The sequence below is a fragment of the Pantoea sp. 9140 genome, assembly GCF_000745295.1.
GTDB classification, from domain to species: Bacteria; Pseudomonadota; Gammaproteobacteria; order Enterobacterales; family Enterobacteriaceae; genus Pantoea; species Pantoea vagans.
Map to the genome: position 1 here is coordinate 2,859,003 of NZ_JQNO01000001.1, position 21,632 is coordinate 2,880,634.

A 21,632-nucleotide genomic window follows, 5' to 3' on the forward strand; every position below is an offset into this window, starting at 1 on the left:
CTCCTTTCTATGGTTGGTGCTGTGTCACGCTGACTGTAACAGCGTGCGCAATACAGCAGCAGCCTCTGCCTGATCCAGCGTTTGCTGCTCGCCACGGCGCAGATCTTTAATCACGACCTGACCGGCTTTAACTTCGTCTTCGCCTAACACCAGGGCAACGCGTGCGCCCCACTTGTCAGCACGGGCAAATTGCTTCTTGAAGTTGCCGCCGCCAAAGTTAGTCATCAGCCTCAGTTCCGGCGCTTCATCACGCAATTTCTCAGCCAGCTGCATCGCAGCAGACTGCACGCCCTGACCTGAAGCGATAACATAGACATCCACATTGCTCGTCGGTTCAAATTCAGGATTAACCACCTGAACCAGCAGCACCAGACGCTCCATGCCCATGGCGAAACCCACGGCAGGCGTTGCACGACCACCGAGCTGCTCAACCAGGCCATCATAGCGACCGCCGCCACACACCGTGCCCTGTGAACCCAGGCTATCGGTCACCCACTCAATCACAGTGCGGTTGTAGTAATCCAGGCCGCGTACCAGACGCTGATTGACGGTGTAGCTGATGCCAGCGTCATCCAGCAGGGCACACAGGCCGCTGAAATGCTCGCGGGATTCGTCATCCAGATAGTCGCCAAGCTGTGGCGCATCATTCAGCAGTTGCTGAACATCGGGATTTTTGCTGTCGAGAACGCGCATCGGGTTACTGTACATGCGGCGTTTGCAATCCTCGTCCAGCACGTCTTTGTGCTGTTCAAGAAAGGCGACCAGCGCGTCACGATAGTGAGCACGGGCTTCCAGCGAACCGATAGAGTTGAGTTCCAGGCGAACGTGCTCAGAGATACCCAGGGCTTTCCACCAGCGGGCATTCAGCATGATCAGTTCAGCATCGATGTCCGGTCCCTGCAGACCAAAGACTTCCACACCAATCTGATAGAACTGACGATAGCGACCTTTCTGCGGACGTTCGTAGCGGAACATCGGTCCCATGTACCACAGGCGCTGTTCCTGATTGTAGAGTAAACCGTGTTCGATACCGGCGCGCACGCAGCCTGCCGTGCCTTCCGGACGCAGCGTCAGGCTTTCACCGTTGCGGTCATCGAAGGTATACATCTCTTTTTCAACCACGTCGGTGACTTCACCGATGGCGCGTTTAAACAGTGGGGTTTGCTCTACCAGCGGTAAGCGAATTTCGCTGTAACCGTAGCTCGCCAGCGTCTGCTTGAGAACGCCTTCAATCCGTTGCCAGAGGGCAGTATCCGCAGGCAGGTAGTCGTTCATCCCGCGAATTGCCTGAATATTCTTCGCCACGTTAAAATCTCTTAATGCAAAAAAACCTGTCCGGCATCATACCTTATGAGGATGAAACCGCACAGGTTCAGTCAAAAAAGTCACGTACGCAGGCCGCGCACGCCATTATTTTTCCAGATGCTGCACATCAATACGGCGGCTGGCATCCAGCATCGACGCTTTGGCACGAATGCGCGCTTCCAGCTGATCGATCATGTCATTGTTGTCGAGACGATCGCGCTGACGCACACCATCTTCGTAGAAACCACTCTTCTTGCTGCCGCCGGTAACGCCCAGCGTAGAGAGTGTCGCTTCGCCGGGTCCGTTGACTACACAGCCGATAATCGACACATCCATCGGCGTGATGAGATCTTCCAGACGCTGCTCCAGCGCGTTGACCGTGCCGATAACGTCAAACTCCTGACGTGAGCAGGTCGGACAGGCGATGAAGTTGATACCACGAGAGCGAATGCGCAGTGACTTCAGGATATCAAAACCGACTTTCACTTCTTCAACCGGATCGGCCGCCAGCGAGATGCGCAACGTATCGCCAATCCCTTCTGACAGCAGCAGCCCCAGGCCAATCGCCGATTTCACCGCGCCCGCACGTGCGCCACCCGCTTCGGTGATGCCGAGATGCAGAGGCTGTTCGATCTGTTTCGCCAGCAGGCGATAAGATTCAACCGCGAGGAAGACGTCAGACGCTTTTACGCTGACTTTGAATTGATCGAAGTTAAGACGGTCGAGATGATCGACGTGTCGCATGGCAGATTCCAGCAGCGCCTGTGGCGTCGGCTCGCCATACTTTTCCTGCAGATCTTTTTCCAGCGAACCGGCGTTCACGCCAATTCGAATCGGAATATTGTTGTCGCGTGCGCAGTCGACCACCATACGGATGCGCTCATTGTTCCCGATATTACCAGGATTGATGCGCAGGCAGTCGACGCCATATTCGGCGACTTTCAGGGCGATGCGGTAGTCAAAATGAATATCTGCAACCAGCGGGACGTTTACCTGCTGTTTGATCAGTCTGAATGCTTCTGCGGCATCCATGGTAGGCACCGAGATACGCACGATGTCGACACCGACGCGCTCAAGGGCTTTGATCTGATTTACCGTCGCTTCCACGTCAGTGGTGCGGGTGTTGGTCATCGACTGTACGGCGATTGGCGCGCCGTCACCGACCGGCACCTTGCCGACGTAAATGCGTTTGGATTTACGGCGGATAATGGGTGCTTCGTTATGCATATTTCTTCTCCACAATTGCCCGGTACGCGATACGCTGTTATTGCGCACCCAACGTCAGGCGAGCAACCTGGTTATTACGGATAAAACGGCTTAAATCAACGGGCTGATTCTGATATTGCACCTGAACCGCGGAAGGCGCGCCAATTTTCAGACGATACGGAGGCGTTCCTGCGAGGCTGAGTTTACCACCACTGCGCTGAATACCGCTGAACAGTTTTTTGCCGGTCGCATCGCTCACTTCCAGCCAGCAGTCGGCGTTAAAGGTCATGACCACTGCGTTAGGGTCAGCAGACGGCTCACTGACTGCGGCTGCGCCTACTGGCATCTGAGGTGCCGTGCTGGTACCGGACTGGGTGGCTGCAGGGGCAGCCGCCGTGTTTTCCACAGGTGCCTGACTCGGCGACACCACCGCATTGCTGGTGGTGTCCTGCTGTGCGGCAGTCGCGCTATTGCTGGCGCTGGCGGCCGGAGCCGCACTCGCTGGCGTGCTGGCCGCGCTGTTACTGGTAGTGGTATTACTTTCGTCCGGCGCGGCAGGTGCCGTGCTGTCACCGCTGGATTCACCCAGCGGAATCGACTGGCCATTGTCGCCGCTACTGCTGTTCTGATCGGTCATCGGCACCAGGTCATCCTGCGACGCCTTATGGTTCTGCCACCACCAGGCGCCGGTCAGCCCCACTACCACAAACACGACCAGCCAGGTGAAAATCATCAGCCAGCCGTCGCGTTTTTTGCGGCGCTTTCCCAGTGAGAAACTTTGCATCGGTTCGATTTTTGCAGCCCGAACCGGTGTCTGTTTCGCCATCATTGGCAGCAGTTCCTCTTCAGGAATGTGCACCAGACGCGCGTAAGAACGAATATAGCCGCGCAGGAACGTAGAGGCTAAATCGGCAGGCGATTTGTCTTCCTCAATGTCACGCACGGTAGAGAGTTTCAGGCACAGGCGCTCAGCGACGTTCTGCTGCGTCAGCCCCATCTGCTCACGGGCCAGACGCAGGCGTTCACCTGTTGAATGTAATGCAGAGTTTTCTTGAGTGGCTTCAGTATTCATTAGCTAAATAACGCTGGTACTGTATCGATTGCGGAAAACGTCGCGCTAACTGGTCGCCATAACGTGAAACGTCAGCGGCATTTCCCTGTAGCGCGGCGAAACGTAAGTGTAACGCCAGACTTCGTGCCGTTTCGGGCAACTGTTGCTGGTAAACGTCGAGCAAAACCTGCACCTTTGCCAGTTGGTTATCTGCCATCAGCTTTTCAGCTTCCGACAGCAGCGAATTTGCTTTGCGTCTGTCGGCCTCAAGGGCCTGGCGTAACGTCCTGCGGGCAGCGGCAACATCGCCCGCCTGCAGATAACAAAATCCTGCCAGTTCACGCGCGTCATTGCGTGCATCAAACTGAGGTGCAGCGCCTGCCCGACTAAACTGTTGATGCGCTTCGTCATACTGCCTTAAAGCGCAGAGAAACGCACCGTAATTGTTAGCAACAAAACCATTATCCGGGGCCTGCTGCTGTGCCAGTATAAACCGTGCCTGCGCTGCTGTCTGATTACCCTGCTGCTGCGCCAGCCGTGCCAGCGCAAGCGAGACCCGGTAGTCCTCGGGCGCGGCGGCCTGTGCACGCAGAAAGTTTCGCTCAGCTGCGGCATAGTCTCCACCGGCCAGATAGTGCATCCCTAACTGCAGACGCACCTCTTCAGCGCCGGGTTCATATGGCTGGCTGACACACCCGCTTACAACAAACAGCGCCAGTAAAACTGCAGGTAATCCGTTACGCATAATCGTTTCCATCCGGTTGACGTTGACAGGCTGCAGCCTGCCACGCGTCATCACTTCAGGAAACGCACTGTGTCACTCTTCTAGAGAGCCTTCACAGATATGGCTTCACCCGCCATTTTTTTACGCAGCGTTCGCTTGGTACGGTCGATCACTTCTCCGGCTAACTGACCACAGGCGGCATCAATATCGTCGCCACGGGTTTTACGCACGATGGTGGTAAAACCATAGTCCATCAGCACCTTCGAGAAACGATCGATGCGGCTGTTTGAGCTACGGCCATACGGCGCGCCCGGGAAGGGGTTCCACGGAATCAGGTTGATTTTACACGGTGTTTCTTTCAGTAATGCGGCAAGCTCATGCGCATCGTCGGTGCTGTCGTTGACGTGATCCAGCAACACGTACTCAATGGTCACTCGTCCCTGATTGGCGTTGGATTTACCAATGTAGCGTTTCACCGCCGCCAGGAAGGTTTCGATATTGTACTTTTTGTTGATTGGCACGATGTCATCGCGCAGCTTATCGTTCGGCGCATGCAGGGAAATGGCCAGCGCGACGTCAATCATATCGCCCAGTTTATCCAGCGCAGGAACAACACCTGAAGTAGAAAGGGTCACGCGACGCTTCGACAGACCAAAACCAAAGTCATCAAGCATGATCTCCATCGCCGGGACCACGTTATTGAGGTTGAGAAGTGGCTCGCCCATGCCCATCATCACCACGTTGGTGATAGGACGCTGGCCGGTGATTTTCGCTGCGCCGACAATTTTCGCCGCACGCCACACCTGACCAATAATTTCTGACACCCGCAGGTTACGGTTAAAGCCCTGCTGTGCGGTCGAACAGAATTTACACTCCAGCGCACACCCCACCTGTGAAGAGACACAGAGCGTAGCGCGGTCGCCTTCCGGGATATAGACCGTTTCCACCAGCTGGTCACCGACACGAATGGCCCATTTGATGGTGCCGTCGGTAGAGCGCATCTCTTCCGCCACTTCTGGCGCGCGGATCTCCGTCAGCTCCATCAGCCGGTTACGCAGCTTTTTGTTGATGTCGGTCATCTGCTCGAAGTCATCGCAGCAGTAGTGATAAATCCACTTCATGACCTGATCGGCACGGAACGGCTTTTCACCCAGCGACAGGAAGAATTCGCGCATCTGCTGACGGTTGAGATCCAGCAGGTTGATTTTCTGGCTTTTGGGGGAGACGACAATAGGGGATGCGGACGCGGACGTCACAATCTGTTCGGACATAATATTCTCTGGCCTCGTTGTTACACGTTATGGCGCTGTTCAGGGATAGGTGAAAAAATTGCGCCTTCATTAAGCGATGTCAATGAAGGCGCAATATTGTACAACATCTGCGGCCTGATAACAGGCGGGAGTGACCTCCCCTACGCAGATTTTTGTAAAGCCGCTGTAACGTTTATCGCCAGGCGATTAACGGGTACGTGGGCAGATTTCGTTTTCGCCGAAGAAATAAGCGATTTCGCGGGCAGCGGATTCAGCAGAATCTGAACCGTGGGTCGCGTTTTCGGTGAAGCTGTCAGCGTAGTCAGCACGCAGTGTGCCAGCCAGTGCGTTTGCCGGGTTAGTGGCACCCATCAGGTCACGGTGACGCTGAACGGCATTTTCACCTTCCAGCACGGAAACAACAACCGGGCCAGAGGTCATGAATTCAACCAGACCATCGAAGAATGGCTTGCCCTGGTGCTCAGCGTAAAAGCCTTCAGCCTGCTCTTTGCTCAGCTGCAGCATTTTTGCGCCAACGATTTTGAAGCCTGCGCTTTCAAAACGGTTGTAGATAGCACCAATCACATTTTTAGCGACGGCGTTTGGCTTGATGATAGAAAAAGTACGTTCGATTGCCATGATGACCTCTGTCTTGACGTTCTGAAGAAACCGGTGGCGTCCGCCCCGGTTAAGAAACGGCGCCGATTATAGGGGCTGAGTCCGGCATTGCCTACCAGAGATCCCTGATTTATTGAAAATTCTTGATCTGAGTCGAAGCAGAAGCGCAACGGTTGTGATTTAGCGCAGAAAAGCGTCAGTCCCGGCTAAAAGTGACTGAGACAAGCTGCCCCTCTTCATCCATCACCACCAGCTGATACTCGCCCGGATGATCGAGATGCAGCGACATCTCTGCGGCATTTTGCGTTATGAGAGGCTCACCATTCAGGAACCACCAGCGCTGCGCACCCTGCCCGCCCTGCACCGCGACCGGGATCGCCAGCGCACTGTTGCCCGGCAGCGGCTTAACGATTTGCCCCTCAATGACGCCAGTGACGATCAGCGGTGCACTGCTGCCCTGCTGTAACGGTGGACAGTGCGTATCAACAGGTGGCATACGCTGCGCCCGCCGCTCCTGAGGCGGCAGCCAGGCTTCCAGCGGCAGCGGCCAGACCAGCCGTTCGTGACGGGTGGCGCCGGGACAGTCGGCAGCAACGCGCAGCCCCTGCGCATTCTGCCAGTAACTCAGGCGTAATCCGCTGAGGCTCTCCTGGCCGGGTGCCAGCAGCGTTGGCGGCAGCGTATCCGAAGCAACCCAGCTTTGCCGCCGCTGAAGACAGTTTTCGTCTCCGGCGGGCAGCGGCTGACCACCAGGCCAGCAGATGGTCGCGACCGTGACCGAGGCCGGACGCGGATCGCCTGGCACGTCACGCCTGCCGAGGCGGCTCATCAGCACGCTGTTAATCTGATTCATGATCGGCACGGCTGAGGCAAAACCAAACTGGCCGGCAACCGGCGTCGCATCAGGTCGTCCGACCCACACGCCAATCAGGTAACGGGGATTAATGCCCACCGACCAGGCGTCGCGATAGCCGTAACTGGTGCCGGTCTTCCAGGCCAGCGGCACTACGTCGGGCACGTTGCCATTACCGGCAGGCTGCGCTTCGCCGGCCAGGATACGCCGGATGATCCACGCCGACTCCTTTGATAGCAGCGGTCGCTGCTGCAACGGTTGATCGGGCATCCAGCGCAGCTGAGCGGCATTGCCGTGGCGGGCAAAAGCGCTGTAGGCCGCGACAATTTCATCCATGCGCGCCCCGGTGCCGCCGAGAATCAATGAAAGATTGGGTTCAGCGCCAGGCGGAAAACGTAAATTCAGACCCACATTGCGCAGACGCGCCGCGACATTTTTCGGCCCCAGCGCCTCCAGCAGCTGAACGGCGGGCAGATTCAGGGAGCGCACCAGCGCGTCGCTGGCGCTGACCGGTCCGTGAAAGCCGGTGTCAAAGTTGCCGGGCCGGTAATCACCAAAGCGACGCGGCACATCCTGCAGCAGCGATTCGGCATGAATCAGTCCCTCGTCCAGCGCCATGCCGTAGATAAAGGGTTTTAACACCGAACCTGGCGAGCGCACGCTGGCGATCATATCCACATGACCAAAACGGCTGTCATCGGTAAAGTCGGCCGAGCCGGCATAACCGCGAACGGCCATGGTGGTGTGATCCACCACCAGCATCGCCAGTGAGGTGCGCGGCGGCAGCTGGTTTTTAACGTTCAGCGCCAGGCTTTCCAGTTCGCGCTGCAGTGAAGGATCGAGCGTGGAGACAATCTTGTCGCTGGCGCTGATCGACAGCAGCCGCCGGGCCAGCAGCGGTGCCATCTGCGGCATCTGGCGCGGCGGCAGCCACACCGGCTCCTGACGAATTTCCGCCACCTGTTCCGCGGACCAGATGTGGTATTCCGCCAGCCGATCCAGCACTTTATTACGAGCGGCTTCCGCCCGCTCCGGCCAGCGATCGGGCCGCAGACGGCTGGGTGCCTGCGGCAACACGGCAAGCAGCGCCGCCTCACCCGGCGTCAGCTGTGACGGGGCTTTGCCCAGCCAGCTCCAGCTTGCCGCGCCCACCCCTTCCAGCGTACCGCCAAAGGGCGCACGATTAAGATAGAGCGTCAGGATGTCTCGTTTGGAAAGATGCCACTCCAGCTGTAGCGCACGCCACGCCTGAATCAGCTTGCCCCGCAACGTGCGGGGTTGCGGGTCGACAAGGCGTGCCACCTGCATGGTCAGGGTGCTGCCGCCGGAAATCACACTCTGATGACGCAAATCCTGCCAGGCCGCGCGCACCAGCGCCAGGGGATTGATGCCGGGGTGATACCAGAACCAGCGATCTTCGTAGGTGAGCAGCGCCTGCAGATAGGCCGGTGCCACCTCTTCTGGTGTCACCGGATAGCGCCAGATGCCCTTGCTGTCAGCGAAGCGCCACAGCGGCGTACCGTCGCTGGCAACGATCACCCGCGCAGGCTGCACCTGTTTAAGCGGCAGCGGGAACAGCCGATCCAGTCCCCACGTCGCCAGCCATAACGCCAGAAAAAAAAGCGGCAGCGCGAGCCACCACTTTTTAAGGGTGCGAGGTTTTAACACGCGCCGCGTCACTTACTGGATATGCAGCTGCGGCGGCGTACTGCCGGTAGCGCGCCACTCTGGCACATACATCGACTCGACCTGCGGCGGCGGCATCAGGAAGCGACCCGGCGTGACCGCCCGCGCCAGATAGACCAGCGTTGCGGGACGATAAGTATCTACCGCCAGTGCCGCGACAAAGCGATCGTCGCGGAACTCAATATGCTTAATGTCAGCCTGCTGCATATCGCCCATACTCTCTTTCAGCGCATCCGCACTGTCGCCAAGACTGGCGCTGCTGTCGGCCAGATTCTGGTTTTCCAGCTCCAGACCGGCAGGCAGCAGATCCACCACCAGCGCATCGCTGATGCTGCGCTTTGACGAAACGGTCAGACGTACCACCAGCAACTCCCCGCTGCGCAGATTACTGAGATCGGCGGCTTTGCCATCCAGGGTAAAGTATTCACGTTTTATCCCGAGCACATTGCTCTCAGGCTGAGGCGCGGCCAGCGGATAACCGGTGACGTCCAGACGACCATACAGCGGCGCACTACCCGGATTACGGATGGCTAAGCCCTGCAACAGTCGCTCAGCACCCAGCCCTTTATTCAGCGGCGCATCGCCCTGCAGCGGTTCAGGATTGCCCGACAATAGCGCCTGCCAGCTTCCGCCCTGCGCACGTTGCAGAGTGTGAGCTGCCAGATAAAGTGCGTTATTTTCCTGAGTCGAGAACCAGCGTTTGCCATTGACCTCTCTGGACAGTGACAGCAGCAGACTGTTTTGCACATCCGGCTGCAGCTTATTTTCCGCCAGCAACGCAATCATCATCCCCTGATCGCGCACCGTGCTGCCATAGTCGCCATACCACTCTTTATCCGAACGCGTCAGCGTGGCACCCTGCATGATCGCCTGCTGTGCACGCTGTCCGTCACCCATCAGCTTCAGCGCGACGCCAAGCTGCATCAGCGCCAGGCCGGAGCGGGACTTCTCACGTTGCTGATACAAGGCGCGCAGCGCACCCAGCGGGGCACGTTGCTGACGCGCCAGCACCAGCCCGGCGTAAGCCTGTACGCTGAACTGTAGCGCGGCGTTGTTATCACCGCCGCCGCTGATCTGCGAGGGATCCTGCAGATAGCGCAGCAGCCGGGCATTAGCGCGCTCCACCACATTATCCGGCAACGCATAGCCCGCCTCGCTGGCGCGCAGCAGGAAGTCCGTCACGTAAGGCGTCAGCCAGAACTCCTCTTCACTCTGTTTATCCCACAGCCCGAAGCTGCCGTTGGCGCGCTGCATCCCAGCCAGACGGGCAATGCCGGTGTCGACCGCGGCCCGTCGTGCTTCATCGCTGCTGGTTTTAATGCCCATCGCGGTCAGCTCAGCATGGCTGGTGTAAAGCGAAGGCCATAGTCCGCTGCTGGTCTGTTCCAGGCAGCCGTAGGGATAGGCGTAAAGCGCACTGATATAGCTGGCGATATTCAGCGGCGGACGATTGCTCAGCGTCAGCTGGCCGCTCAGGGTTTGTGCATCCAGCCCCGTCAGCGCCGCCGCCGCGATCTCCCAGGGCTGATCGGGATTGATTACAGCATCAAAGTTCAGCGTCTGCGCCGGATAAGGCGGTCTGACACCGATTTTCCACTGCTGTCTGCCAGGCTTCACCTGCTCACCCGGCAGATTCAGACCGGAAATCTGTACGATAACCTCGCCGTCACCAAAGCCGGTTTTCGCCGTGACCGGAATCTGTAACGTGGTGCGTGCACCTTTAGCCAGCGTCACACTCTGGCTGGCAGCACCGGCCAGATCCACAAGGCCACTGCTGGAGAGATCAACCTTAAGGTTTTGCGGCAGATCGGTCAGGTTAGTGAGATCCAGCGCCAGTGATGCGGTATCGCCGCTGGCAAGAAAACGTGGGGTAGCCAGCTCGCTGATCAGCGGCGCCGCGACCACCAGTTTGCGCTCTGCGGCACCGAAGCTGTCATTGCTCCAGGCCTGCGTCATCAGCCGGAGTTCACCATTAAAGGCCGGGATCGGCAGCGTAATCGTTCCGTTGCCCTCTTTATCCAGCGTCACCGCCTGTAACTGCTGTGCGACGATATTGACGTGCGTTACCGGCTTTTTACCGCCGCGCGTCATCGATTCATCCTCGCCATCACCACCAAAACGCAGCGCCGCCAGACGGCCGCCGCCTTCGATCAGCTGACCAAAGACGTCGTACTGATCGACGCTGTAGCGTTTACGGCCAAAGAAAGCCTGCCACGGATCGGGCGTTTTAAAATCCGTCACACTGAGTACGCCACTGTCCACGGCTGACAGCAGCACATTCACTTTTTCTGGCAGCGGACCGCCGTCACGACTGGCGTGAACGTTGACCGTCAGGAGTTGCTCAGGACGGATTTTATCGGGTGCCGCAAGCGTCAGGTTTAAGCGACGTGCTTCGGTCGCCATCGGCAGGTGCAACAGCCCTACCGCGCGTTTTGGTGTGGCACCACTGACTTTATCGCCATCACGCACCACAATAGCGCTGAAGTAGAGATCGTGACGCCGCCAGCTCTCAGCCACCGGCACATCCACCGTGGTGCCGCCCTTTGGTACGGTCAGCGGCTGCCACCAGAGCGTGCCGCTGCTCGACTCCACCATCAGGTAGCCTTTACCGGCTGCCGGTGATTCGACCTGCAGATGCACGGTGTCACCCGGCTGGTAAGCGGCTTTATCCAGCTTCAGTCTGACCTGATCGGGGCGCAACGCACCCGTCCCGTTGGTGTTGTCCTGCCAGTCATAACCGGCCTGGAACCGCACGCTGCTGACGATCTTCTCGCCCGCCTGCACTTCCAGCCGGTAGTGGCCCCACTCGACCGGGAAGCTGACTTTGGTGCTGCCGTCAGCCGGGATTGAGATGGCGCGTTCATCTTCCTGCAGATCTTTGTCGCCGTACTGCGACTGCCAGCCTTCGCTGTCAGAGAAGCTCCAGTAGTAATCACGGCGCTCACGTATCAGGCGCACGTCCAGCTTGTCTGCCGCCAGTTTCCTGCCCTGACTGTTGGCATAGACAATGTCAAATTCGGCCAGGCTCTCTTCCGGCACGGTAGGCTCATCGTGATAGCTGTCGCTGCGGTAGTCATAAACTGCCTTATTCCCAAATAGCGGCCGGATGCCCGGCAGTGCGTCAGCGGGCCAGATAGCCTGGGTGGCCCGACGGGTGACCGGACGTCCGCCGGTCTCCAGCAGGCTGGCCTGCAGGATCAGGTTAAGCGGGGAGTGCAGCTGATCCCACTGATTCTCTACCGTAAGCTGCGCTTTACCGCTGGCATCGAGCTTAAGATCTACCTCATCCAGCGTGCGCTTTAATCCCTCTTCGGTGATGTCACCAAACTGGTAGCCCGGCAGTGCAGCCACGGCTTCACGCGCCGGTCGCAGATAGAGTTGCCCCTGTAAGATGTTCCCGGTAGCTGGCGCGCCATAGAGGTAGCGTCCTTCAATACCGAACTCAACGCTGGCATCAGGAGGCTGCGGCTGAGGATCATTTTTCAGGGTTAACGCCATGCGCTCCGGCAGGAAATCCTCGACGTGAAACTTCCACTCACGCTTAAGGTTATCGCCGGTATTGAGCCGCAGCATCCAGTCGCCGGTCATGGCGGACGCGGGCAGTGCCAGTCGTTGCTGGTAGAGCCCCGCTTCCGGCTGCCAGACAAAGGTCCGCATCACCTGGCCGTCAGGCTGCACCAGCTCCGCTTTAATCGGCTGGGTGGGCAGCGGGCGTCCGTCGGCATCGCGCAGCAGCGCATTAACAATGACGATTTCGCCGGGACGGTAGATATCGCGCGGGCCAAAGACAAACAGCTGTTTGTCATAGCCCTGCGGCCCGGCTACCGGAAACTCAGCCAGATCCAGCGCCGGACGCGCCAGGTCGATCATTGAGGTCTGTTCACCCTGCACGGCCAGCAGGATCTTGCCTTTTTCATCCGCTTTCAGGCGCAGATGACCGGTGCTGTCACTGGTGTCGCTCTGCAGCACCTGCCCTTTCTCATCCAGCAATCTGACGCTGACGCCGGAGAGCGGCTGGCCGTTTGCCAGACTCTGGGCGAAGAGTTCGAACTGAGTCGGGAAGCGGTGCAGTGACAGGCCAATATCGCTCAGAGTGAAGAGTGTGGCGGGCTGGCTGTAGTGATAAGTCCCGGCCTGCTTCATGACGGCCAGATAGACGCCGGGCTGCTGAAGCGCCTTGATGTCACTCATCGGCAGCTGCAGTTTTTCACGGGTGTTTCGCGCCGGATTAAGCTCAAAGCGTCCGGTATAGACCAGTTGGCTGCTTTTCAGCAGATCCTGTGACTGCCAGCTTGAAAGGTTATTGCCGTAATTCCACTGCGAGAGAAATTCCGCCAGGCCAGCATTCTTAATGCGGAAGAAATCGACATCGACCTGGTTAACATTCAGCGCCAGTACCGGCAGGCCCTGCGTGATACGCAGCGGCAGCAGTGAACCGCGGCTGGCAAAGCCCACCATCGGCTGGATATCCCTGGACGCGATTTTTTTACTGTAATCGGCGGCGAGCGTCTCACCGCTGGCCGCACGCAGTCCCGCATCCACCGTGACGGTGAAGTGGCGCGACGGTTCGGGATGGCGGAAGCGCAACGTTTTACGGTTAGCGGAAAGCTCCCAGCCGCCATCCACCCGGCCCTGTTTGTCGTCGGTCAGCCTGACTTTCTGCGCGATATCCTGTTTGTCATCCAGCGGCTGACTGAAGGTTAAGACCAGCGCAGCAGCACCGTCGATCTGCAGTTCCGAGAGATCGATAATCGTCAGCGGTTTGCTGACATGTTTGGTTGCGGGTGCCTCTGCTGCCTGGAGAGGCAAAGCAGGTAACAGGGTCGCTGACAGCAGCGAGCCACCGATCAGCATGCTGAGCAGCAGCCGGGTAGTGCGTTTCTTCATGGTAGTTCCTTCACCGGGACGCAGGGAGTGTCGTTTGATTACGCTGCGCAATTTCATATCAATGCTCGCATTTAATCAACGCTTCTCTTGAGATGGTGCGCACATTCCCTGACACTGGTATGACAGATTGCTGAAATGAGGTTGTTATGACGACGCCACTGTTTGTGTCCGCCGACTGGTTACAAGAACACTACAACGATGAGCGACTTCAGGTGTTGGATGCACGTCTGTTGCCACCCGGAATGGAAGCGGTTCGCGATGTCCAGGCTGAATATCTGGCAGGTCATCTACCCGACGCCCCTTACTTTGATATTGAAGCGCTCTCCGATCACACCAGCCCTTATCCGCATATGCTGCCGCGTGCCGAGACCTTTGCCGTCGCGATGCGCGAGCTGGGCGTGAGCAGTGATAAGCATCTGGTGGTCTATGACGAGGGTAACCTCTTTTCCGCGCCACGCGCCTGGTGGATGCTGAAGACCTTTGGTGTGGCGCAGGTGTCGATTCTGGCCGGTGGTTTGCAGGGCTGGAAAGAAGCCGGTTTTGCGCTGGCAACCGGCGACGTGAATCTGCCGGAAGGTGAGTTTGAAGCCCACGCGGATGAAAGCCGGGTGAAACGTCTGACGGACGTGCTGCTGATCAGTCATGAAGGCGGTGCACAGATTGTTGATGCGCGTGCCGCTAATCGCTTTAATGCCGAAGTGGACGAACCGCGTCCCGGCCTGCATCGCGGACATATTCCCAACAGCCTGAACGTGCCGTGGAATACGCTGGTTGAGCAGGGAAAACTCAAGCCGGAAGCGGAACTGCGCAGGCTGTTTGCTGACGCGGGCGTGGATATCACACAACCGGTGGTCGCCAGCTGTGGCTCTGGCGTAACGGCGGTGGTATTGATTCTGGCGCTGACGGCGCTGGGCGCTCGGGATGCCACGCTGTATGACGGGTCCTGGGGCGAATGGGGCAGTCGCGACGACTTACCGATAGCGAAGTAAAAAACAGGCGGCTGATAAGCCGCCTGTTTTTTTAAGTGAATCAGATAATCCGCTCACTGCCCTTGAAGTCACGCAGGAAACTGCCCCAGCGACGTTCATAAAATGGCGTGATGTGGGCGGTAAAGAAGTGGCTAATGCCACGGTCCTGCAGCGTGACTTCACAAATATCAATCGGTGCATCGTCTGGCAGCGTGTCCGTTGCCACACTGCCCGCCGCCTGAATAATCGCCTCAATGTTGCTGTCAGCTTCAATACCAATCAGCAGATTAGGCGCTTCATCAGACCGCTCACGAATGCTGGCGATAAATGCCCGGCGCACCTGTTTATGCTTACTGAACAGCTGCGTCAGCGAATCGATCATCTGCGCAGGCGGCTCGGCCACTTCAGACAACAGCAGGGACTGTCCGCCTTCCAGCACGGTTTGCTGGCTTAGCGCACTGCCCTCTTCAGCCAGCAGATGGGTGATCTCGGCTGCAGTAAACTCTTTACCGGAAGGCAGTTTGGGATTGAGAAACAGCGTCTCGCCACGTGTAATCTCAAACAGCGTCCGGACCGGCAGACGCAGCCAGGACTGCTCACCGCTTACCGCTTCACTCATCGCCTCTTCAGACGTGAAAAAAGGAATGATGCTGCTGCCATCCTCTTTTTCCCAGTGCTGCAGATCAACGGGCGTGCTGGCATCAAGCTGTTGCGTGGTGCTTTCGCCTGGAACAAAGACATCAGACTCCAGCAGCAGTTGAAAAAATTCGGGCCGATGGGCAGGCTCGGTGGCTGCCAGCTTCAGCACCTCTTCAAGACGGTTCATAGTTTCCCTCTGAACAGCGGCGGCATCTGCCACCGCTGAGCCCTTCTTATTTCAGTAACAGATTAGCGATGGTTCGCACGCCAAGACCTGTTGCACCCGCAGCCCATTGATCAACCGCCCCTTTACGATAGGTGGCGGAACAGTCGATGTGCAGCCAGCCCTGCTGATAGTTGCTCACGAAGTGGGACAGGAACGCTGCCGCACTGCTGGCGCCTGCCGCATGAGACGGGCTGGCGATGTTATTGAGATCGGCGAAGTTAGACGGCAGATGGCTGCGGTGGAATTCAGCCAGCGGCAGACGCCAGAAAGGCTCGTTCTCACTCACCGCGCTGCCCATCAGCGACTGCGCCATCACATCATCAAAGGTAAACAGCGCATGATAATCGTTGCCCAGCGCGGTTTTAGCCGCGCCGGTCAGCGTGGCAGCATCGATGATTAGCGTCGGGTTCTGCTCGCTGGCGTCGATTAAACCGTCGGCCAGGACAAGGCGACCTTCCGCATCGGTGTTCATCACTTCCACCGATTTGCCGTTGCGATAGCGAATGATGTCGCCGAGCTTGAAGGCGTTGCTGCTGACCATGTTATCGGCACAGCAGAGGTAGAGTTTGACGCGCTTGTTCAGACCACGCGAAATCGCCATTGCCAGTGCGCCGGTAACGGTCGCCGCGCCGCCCATGTCAGACTTCATTGAGTCCATGAAGCTGCTCTGCTTCAGGCTGTAGCCGCCGGTATCAAAGGTGATGCCTTTACCGACCAGACAGGCATAGACCGGTGCATTCTCATCGCCGGTTGGGTTGTAGTCGAGCGCCAGGTAAACCGGCGGGCGATTTGAACCCCGTCCCACCGTGTGCAGGCCCATATAGCCCTGAACGCGCAGGTCGTCGCCTTTGGTAATGCGATAGCTGACGGCGCTGCCGCCTACTTCACTGATCAGATCGATGGCCGTATGCGCCAGTTGTTCCGGCCCCAGATCTTCTGCAGGCAGGTTAATCACGTTGCGGACCCAGTCGATGATTTTCAGACGGCGATCAAACTCCGCCTGCTCATGTTCGCCCAGCGCTGGCCACTCAACCTGACGCTGGCCTTTCGGGCCACGGAAGCCCTGCCAGAATGCCCAGCACTGCTCCAGGTGCCAGCCTTCGCCGGTCAGCGCCACGTGGCGGATGCCCTGGCTGTCGATTTTGTGCGCCGCACGCTGAATGGTATTCAGCGCATCCGTGCCGGTCAGATGCAGCGTCATGCCGCTGTCGTTGCTGCTCAGAATCGCTTTTTCGCCCCAGCGCGCATCGGCGGGCTGGCTGCTAAGCGTAATGTTCATCGGTTGTGTGGTCATCAAAAAGCTCCGTAATCGTTATCTGTTTCATCCAGCCTGATTGTTATGACGGCTTTAATAAGATGTTAAATGTATTTCGCAGAGACCTGATAACAGATTCCGCCGGACGATGCCAGCGAAGCGCCCACATTGGCGCAGTTTCCGGACTATGACCGGGTATCAGGATTTCATTAAGGCCCGCAGCCGGGTCACCGACTTCTGCACCAGGGCAATGGCGTAGTCGATCTCTTCTTGGGTCGTGAAGCGTCCCAGCGAGAAGCGCAGCGAACTGTGCGCCAGCTCCTCACTTACGCCCAGCGCGCGTAAAACATAGGAAGGCTCCAGGCTGGCAGAGGTACAGGCCGAGCCGGAAGAGAGCGCCAGATCTTTCAGCGTCATGATCAGGGATTCACCCTCAACGTCAGCGAAACTGATGTTAAGAATGTTCGGCGCACACTGATGCGGATCGCCATTGAGGGTCACATCCGGCAACACGCTGATGCCCTGCCACAGACGATCACGCAGCGCCTGCAGACGCGCCATCTCCGTTTCGCGCTCTTCTGCCGCGATACGATAGGCCTCGCCCATACCGACAATCTGATGCACCGGCAGGGTGCCGGAGCGCATCCCGCGTTCATGCCCGCCGCCGTGGATTTGCGCAGCAATCTGTACGCGCGGTTTACGCCGCACATAGAGCGCACCGATGCCTTTCGGACCATAGAGTTTGTGGGCCGAAAATGACATCAAATCGGCCGGTAACTGGCTGAGGTCGATGGGCAACTTACCGACGCTCTGGGTCGCATCCACATGAAACAGAATCTCACGCTCGCGGCAGAGTTCACCAAAGGCGGCGATATCCTGAACCACGCCGGTTTCATTATTAACGTGCATCAGAGTAACCAGAATGGTGTCATCGCGCAGCGCCGCACGCAGTTGTTCAGGCGAGACAATGCCGTTAGCTGCCGGCGTCAGATACGTGACATCAAAACCTTCGCGCTCCAGCTGCTGACAGCTGTCGAGCACCGCTTTGTGTTCCGTCTGGCTGGTGATGATATGTTTGCCGCGCGCCTGATGGGCGTGGGCTGCGCCTTTAATCGCGAGGTTATCGGATTCGGTGGCGCCAGAGGTAAAGACGATTTCGCGCGGATCGGCGTTGACCAGTTCGGCAATCTGATTGCGGGCAACATCGACCGCTTCTTCAGACTGCCAGCCAAAACGGTGCGATCGCGAAGCCGGATTACCGAACGTGCCATCCAGCGTCAGAAACTGCATCATTTTGCTGGCTACACGCGGATCGGCCGGCGTGGTGGCGGCATAATCCAGGTAAATCGGTAATTTCATTGCGCTACAGCTCCGTATAGAAAATCATACGTCTTTATAGCAGATTCGGCCCTGACCGCGTTAGCAGTAAGGGCCGCAACAGCGGGGATTACGAGGCGCGCTGGTTGACGTTAATTTCCTGCGAACGCGGGCTCTGGAAGCGACGATTATCGATCGCATTCTGACGATCGGCCACATCCAGAATCTCCTGATTATTCACCAGCTCAGCCAGCGTAATATTGTTCAGGAAGTCACTGATACGCACGCTCAGATCGCGCCACAGCACGTGAGTCAGACAACGCTCACCGCCCTGGCAGCCTTCTTTGCCCTGGCATTTAGTGGCATCAACTGACTCATCAACCGCAGTGATCACTTCGCCGACAGAGATGGTGTCTGACGCTTTACCCAGCAGATAACCGCCACCCGGGCCACGAACGCTGGAAACCAGGTCGTTTTTACGCAGTCGGGAGAATAACTGCTCCAGATAGGAGAGCGAGATGCCCTGACGTTCTGAAATATCAGCCAGCGGGACCGGACCTTCATGGGAGTGAAGGGCAACGTCCAGCATTGCAGTAACGGCATAACGTCCTTTGGATGTCAGTCTCATAGCGTACGACCTCAATAGCGTCCGGTTATCGGAGGATTAGCAACAGATGCCATGAAGTCTGACATTCCCGAGTAAATTGGTCAACTATTTAACCTGGTAAATTAGTCAGGTATTTAACCAGGTAATTTACTCAACTATTATCTGGTTCTTTTTTCTCGTTTTTTCGCTTTTCAAACGACGAAAGCATACCGCGCAGGATGTTCAGTTCATCACGTTCCGGACGGGCACGGGTATAAAGACGACGCAGTTTGCTCATCACCTGGCCTGGATTGGCTTCACGGATAAAGCCGCTGTTCAGCATCATCTGTTCCATATGCTGATAGAAGCGCTCAAGGTCATCCACCAGCGGATAAGGCGATTCTTCAAACTTTGGCGGCGGGCTGGCCTGCTCCTGCGACTGTAACCATGCCATGCGCACTTCATAGGCGATAATCTGTACTGCCATCGCCAGGTTCAGCGAGCTGTACTCCGGGTTAGCCTGAATCGCGACGTGATAGTGGCACTTCTGCAACTCTTCGTTGGTCAGGCCAACGCGTTCACGACCAAACACCAGTGCGACCGGTGCCTGCTGGCCCTCTTCCACACTTTTTACGCCGCATTCACGTGCATCCAGCATCGGCCAGGGCAGCGAACGCGAACGTGCGCTGGTACCGACCACCAGACTGCATCCGGCAATTGCCTCATCCAGTGAATCGACGATTTTTGCGTCGCCGATAACGTCACTGGCACCGGCAGCCAGGGAGATCGCCTGTGAGTCGGGTTTGACCAGCGGATTAACCAGATAGAGGTTGGTTAAACCCATGGTTTTCATGGCGCGCGCAACGGAGCCCATGTTACCGGTGTGAGAAGTTTCGACCAGCACGATACGAATATTTTGCAACATGATTAGGGATACTCAGAAACGGGTCAGTAAAATCAGTGGAGAGAATCGTAACATAAAGCAGGACATTTACCGAACACGCTGCTATACTCCGCGCCGTTTTCCCCGTTCTTTAACATCCAGCGAGAGATACCGATGCATCCAATGCTCAACATTGCCGTGCGCGCAGCGCGCAAGGCCGGAAATTTAATTGCCAAATATTATGAAACCCCGGACGCCGTCGAAGCCAGCCAGAAAGGCAGCAACGACTTCGTAACCAATGTTGACCGCGAAGCAGAACGCCTGATTATCGAAATTATTCGTAAATCTTACCCGAAACATACCATCATCACTGAAGAAAGCGGTGAACTGGCGGGCGAAGATCAGGATGTTCAATGGGTTATCGATCCGCTGGATGGCACCTCCAACTTCATCAAACGTCTGCCCCACTTTGCTGTTTCAATCGCGGTGCGCATCAAAGGCCGCACTGAAGTCGCCGTCGTTTACGATCCAATGCGCAATGAACTGTTCACCTCTTCACGTGGCCAGGGCGCTCAGCTGAATGGCTATCGTCTGCGTGGCAGCATTGCCCGCGATCTGGATGGCACCGTTCTGGCAACGGGCTTCCCGTTCAAAATGAAGCAGCACGCGCCTGCTTACATGAACATCCTGACCAAACTCTTCACTCAGTGCGCTGACTTCCGTCGCACCGGTTCTGCTGCGCTGGATCTGGCCTATGTGGCTGCGGGTCGCGTAGATGGCTACTTTGAGATTGGCCTGAAGCCGTGGGATTTTGCGGCGGGTGAACTGCTGGTTCGTGAAGCGGGCGGCCTGGTCACTGACTTCACCGGTAACCACGGCTATCTGCTGTCAGGTAACCTGGTCGCGGGTAACCCGCGTGTGGTGAAAGCGATGCTGTCGAACATGCGTGATGAGCTGAGCGAAGCGTTAAAACGCTAAGTCTCAGTACAGAAAAAGGCGGCTTATCAGCCGCCTTTTTTATTGCCTGCTAATCAGTGATGATTAACGACGTTCGTGTGCCAGCACCTGACGGGGCTGAGTACGACGACCCACCATACCCATGACACCAGCCAGTACGGCTTCGATGATCAGCAGAATCAGGGCATACCAGCTCGCTTTAGCGGTCGCAGCAGCGGCTTTTTCACCCGCTTCACGTGCTTTCTGCTCAGCCTGCTGTTTCAGTTCATTATACTTCTGAACGGCCTGCTGATAGCTCTGCTCGGTTTTCGCAACGATCTGATCCACTTCCTCATCGCTTTTACCGGTACGCGCTTTGATGATATTTTTCAGTGCGTCACGGTCGGCTGCCTGCAGGGTATCTGAATGACGATCCATCACACCTTTGACCCAGTTAGTCAGATCGGTATCGGCTGTCTGCGGATGGTTCGCGGTGTTGTTAGCCTGGTTTTCCGCATTCTGCGCTTCTTTATTTGCGTCCTGCTTCAAATTCTCTGGCTGTAATTCCGGCTTACCAGTCTGGCGTAATGTGGTTTCCAGTTCGTTCTGCAGGTTATCTAAATTAATATTATTTTCCTGCAGCTTTTCTTTTGCCATTTGAGTGACCGAAGGCGCAGCGGCGGAAATACCACTACCCAGTGCCTGGAAGCCTGAACCCACAATATTCATCGCGCCACCTAATACGCTGGTTGCCAGCGCAATTGCCAGGTAAATAGTGAAAATTGTGCTAAGGCCAAACATCAGTAAACCGTGCAGTGCGCCTTCACGCTGTGCCAGTCGACCGGCAACATAACTACCCGCCGCCATCGCGACCAGCATTTCAATGGCCGTCCAGACCAGCGCGCCAGTACCAAGGCCGTCCAGCGGATTCTGTTCTTTCATCGGATCAATGGTGGTAGCACCAATGGCGGTTCCCAGCAGCGTCAGAATGATATGAACGATTAATGCACAAATAACACCGGCAAACACCGCGCTCCAGGAAATACGTTTTAACGGTAATCCTGCCGGCCCGGTCGCCAGCGTTTCGGTGTAGCCATTATTAATACGGGTATCAGCCATGAAATATACTCCTCGCAATAAACAGAAAACGGCTCTGATCTTTTATCATCCCGACGGCGGAATGCCGTTTTGGTATTAACAGCGTAGACAGGGAATAGTCATTTCTCCACTAAACTGCCCAGA

16 protein-coding genes are annotated in these 21,632 nt (G+C 57.1%); 2 read left to right on the forward strand and 14 right to left on the reverse strand.

All coding sequences use genetic code 11. From position 1 onward, the window contains the following. Window positions 1-24: 24 nt before the first annotated feature. From hisS to FA92_RS13255, 8 genes are all read right to left on the reverse strand, one after another. Window positions 25-1,305, reverse strand: coding sequence for a histidine--tRNA ligase (gene hisS, locus FA92_RS13220; protein ID WP_033783891.1), 1,281 nt, complete (start codon window positions 1,303-1,305; stop codon window positions 25-27). A 105-nt stretch (window positions 1,306-1,410) separates the two neighbouring features. Further along, window positions 1,411-2,532: a flavodoxin-dependent (E)-4-hydroxy-3-methylbut-2-enyl-diphosphate synthase gene (gene ispG, locus FA92_RS13225; RefSeq protein ID WP_003848692.1), complete on the reverse strand. Its 1,122-nt coding sequence runs from the start codon at window positions 2,530-2,532 to the stop codon at window positions 1,411-1,413. 37 nt (window positions 2,533-2,569) lie between these two features. Then, window positions 2,570-3,583 carry a cytoskeleton protein RodZ gene (rodZ, locus tag FA92_RS13230; protein WP_033783892.1) on the reverse strand — a complete coding sequence of 338 codons (1,014 nt, stop codon included), beginning with the start codon at window positions 3,581-3,583 and terminating at the stop codon, window positions 2,570-2,572. Next, window positions 3,573-4,307 carry a type IV pilus biogenesis/stability protein PilW gene (gene pilW, locus FA92_RS13235; RefSeq protein WP_033784658.1) on the reverse strand — a complete coding sequence of 245 codons (735 nt, stop codon included), beginning with the start codon at window positions 4,305-4,307 and terminating at the stop codon, window positions 3,573-3,575. The genes rodZ and pilW overlap by 11 nt, the downstream gene beginning before the upstream one ends. Before the next feature lie 80 nt (window positions 4,308-4,387). Next, window positions 4,388-5,557 carry a bifunctional tRNA (adenosine(37)-C2)-methyltransferase TrmG/ribosomal RNA large subunit methyltransferase RlmN gene (locus FA92_RS13240; protein ID WP_013358729.1) on the reverse strand — a complete coding sequence of 390 codons (1,170 nt, stop codon included), beginning with the start codon at window positions 5,555-5,557 and terminating at the stop codon, window positions 4,388-4,390. 186 nt (window positions 5,558-5,743) lie between these two features. Beyond that, window positions 5,744-6,175 carry a nucleoside-diphosphate kinase gene (ndk, locus tag FA92_RS13245; RefSeq protein WP_003848684.1) on the reverse strand — a complete coding sequence of 144 codons (432 nt, stop codon included), beginning with the start codon at window positions 6,173-6,175 and terminating at the stop codon, window positions 5,744-5,746. Window positions 6,176-6,350: 175 nt separating this feature from the next. Next, complete coding sequence (gene pbpC, locus FA92_RS13250; protein WP_033784659.1) at window positions 6,351-8,675, reverse strand: peptidoglycan glycosyltransferase PbpC; 2,325 nt, start codon at window positions 8,673-8,675, stop codon at window positions 6,351-6,353. 12 nt (window positions 8,676-8,687) lie between these two features. Beyond that, window positions 8,688-13,580 (reverse strand): alpha-2-macroglobulin, encoded by a 4,893-nt coding sequence (locus FA92_RS13255; protein WP_033783893.1) that lies wholly within the window; start codon window positions 13,578-13,580, stop codon window positions 8,688-8,690. A gap of 146 nt (window positions 13,581-13,726) precedes the next feature. Here FA92_RS13255 and sseA point away from each other — a divergent pair, with 146 nt between their 5' ends. Next, window positions 13,727-14,569 (forward strand): 3-mercaptopyruvate sulfurtransferase, encoded by an 843-nt coding sequence (gene sseA / locus FA92_RS13260; protein WP_033783894.1) that lies wholly within the window; start codon window positions 13,727-13,729, stop codon window positions 14,567-14,569. A 40-nt stretch (window positions 14,570-14,609) separates the two neighbouring features. Here the strand turns inward: sseA and sseB are convergent, their stop codons facing one another. The 5 genes from sseB to trmJ all read right to left on the reverse strand — a co-directional run bounded on the left by sseB (window position 14,610) and on the right by trmJ (window position 19,496). Beyond that, window positions 14,610-15,374, reverse strand: coding sequence for an enhanced serine sensitivity protein SseB (gene sseB / locus FA92_RS13265; protein WP_033783895.1), 765 nt, complete (start codon window positions 15,372-15,374; stop codon window positions 14,610-14,612). 46 nt (window positions 15,375-15,420) lie between these two features. Next, window positions 15,421-16,707, reverse strand: a complete 1,287-nt coding sequence (gene pepB, locus FA92_RS13270) for an aminopeptidase PepB (protein ID WP_033783896.1) — start codon at window positions 16,705-16,707, stop codon at window positions 15,421-15,423. 159 nt (window positions 16,708-16,866) lie between these two features. Next, entirely contained in the window at window positions 16,867-18,027 is a 1,161-nt protein-coding gene (locus FA92_RS13275; protein WP_033783897.1) for an IscS subfamily cysteine desulfurase, read from the reverse strand. Between the two features lie 88 nt (window positions 18,028-18,115). Continuing rightward, window positions 18,116-18,613 carry a Fe-S cluster assembly transcriptional regulator IscR gene (gene iscR, locus FA92_RS13280; protein WP_013358736.1) on the reverse strand — a complete coding sequence of 166 codons (498 nt, stop codon included), beginning with the start codon at window positions 18,611-18,613 and terminating at the stop codon, window positions 18,116-18,118. Window positions 18,614-18,743: 130 nt separating this feature from the next. Next, entirely contained in the window at window positions 18,744-19,496 is a 753-nt protein-coding gene (trmJ, locus tag FA92_RS13285; RefSeq protein ID WP_013358737.1) for a tRNA (cytosine(32)/uridine(32)-2'-O)-methyltransferase TrmJ, read from the reverse strand. A 132-nt stretch (window positions 19,497-19,628) separates the two neighbouring features. Here trmJ and suhB point away from each other — a divergent pair, with 132 nt between their 5' ends. Next, complete coding sequence (gene suhB / locus FA92_RS13290) at window positions 19,629-20,432, forward strand: inositol-1-monophosphatase (RefSeq protein ID WP_013358738.1); 804 nt, start codon at window positions 19,629-19,631, stop codon at window positions 20,430-20,432. 63 nt (window positions 20,433-20,495) lie between these two features. Here suhB and FA92_RS13295 read toward each other — a convergent pair whose 3' ends face one another. Continuing rightward, the gene (locus FA92_RS13295; RefSeq protein ID WP_013358739.1) at window positions 20,496-21,509 is read right to left on the reverse strand and encodes a TIGR04086 family membrane protein; all 1,014 of its coding nucleotides are present in this window, start codon (window positions 21,507-21,509) and stop codon (window positions 20,496-20,498) included. Window positions 21,510-21,632: the final 123 nt, after the last annotated feature.

Bases quoted from the DNA above. Each gene is read 5' to 3' on its own strand.
- rodZ (WP_033783892.1), bottom strand. From the start codon at position 3,583: ATGAATACTGAAGCCACTCAAGAAAACTCTGCATTACATTCAACAGGT.
- FA92_RS13295 (WP_013358739.1), bottom strand. From the start codon at position 21,509: ATGGCTGATACCCGTATTAATAATGGCTACACCGAAACGCTGGCGACC.
- FA92_RS13275 (WP_033783897.1), bottom strand. From the start codon at position 18,027: ATGAAATTACCGATTTACCTGGATTATGCCGCCACCACGCCGGCCGAT.
- sseB (WP_033783895.1), bottom strand. From the start codon at position 15,374: ATGAACCGTCTTGAAGAGGTGCTGAAGCTGGCAGCCACCGAGCCTGCC.
- pilW (WP_033784658.1), bottom strand. From the start codon at position 4,307: ATGCGTAACGGATTACCTGCAGTTTTACTGGCGCTGTTTGTTGTAAGC.
- trmJ (WP_013358737.1), bottom strand. From the start codon at position 19,496: ATGTTGCAAAATATTCGTATCGTGCTGGTCGAAACTTCTCACACCGGT.
- ndk (WP_003848684.1), bottom strand. From the start codon at position 6,175: ATGGCAATCGAACGTACTTTTTCTATCATCAAGCCAAACGCCGTCGCT.
- sseA (WP_033783894.1), top strand. From the start codon at position 13,727: ATGACGACGCCACTGTTTGTGTCCGCCGACTGGTTACAAGAACACTAC.
- pepB (WP_033783896.1), bottom strand. From the start codon at position 16,707: ATGACCACACAACCGATGAACATTACGCTTAGCAGCCAGCCCGCCGAT.
- FA92_RS13240 (WP_013358729.1), bottom strand. From the start codon at position 5,557: ATGTCCGAACAGATTGTGACGTCCGCGTCCGCATCCCCTATTGTCGTC.
- ispG (WP_003848692.1), bottom strand. From the start codon at position 2,532: ATGCATAACGAAGCACCCATTATCCGCCGTAAATCCAAACGCATTTAC.
- iscR (WP_013358736.1), bottom strand. From the start codon at position 18,613: ATGAGACTGACATCCAAAGGACGTTATGCCGTTACTGCAATGCTGGAC.
- FA92_RS13255 (WP_033783893.1), bottom strand. From the start codon at position 13,580: ATGAAGAAACGCACTACCCGGCTGCTGCTCAGCATGCTGATCGGTGGC.
- suhB (WP_013358738.1), top strand. From the start codon at position 19,629: ATGCATCCAATGCTCAACATTGCCGTGCGCGCAGCGCGCAAGGCCGGA.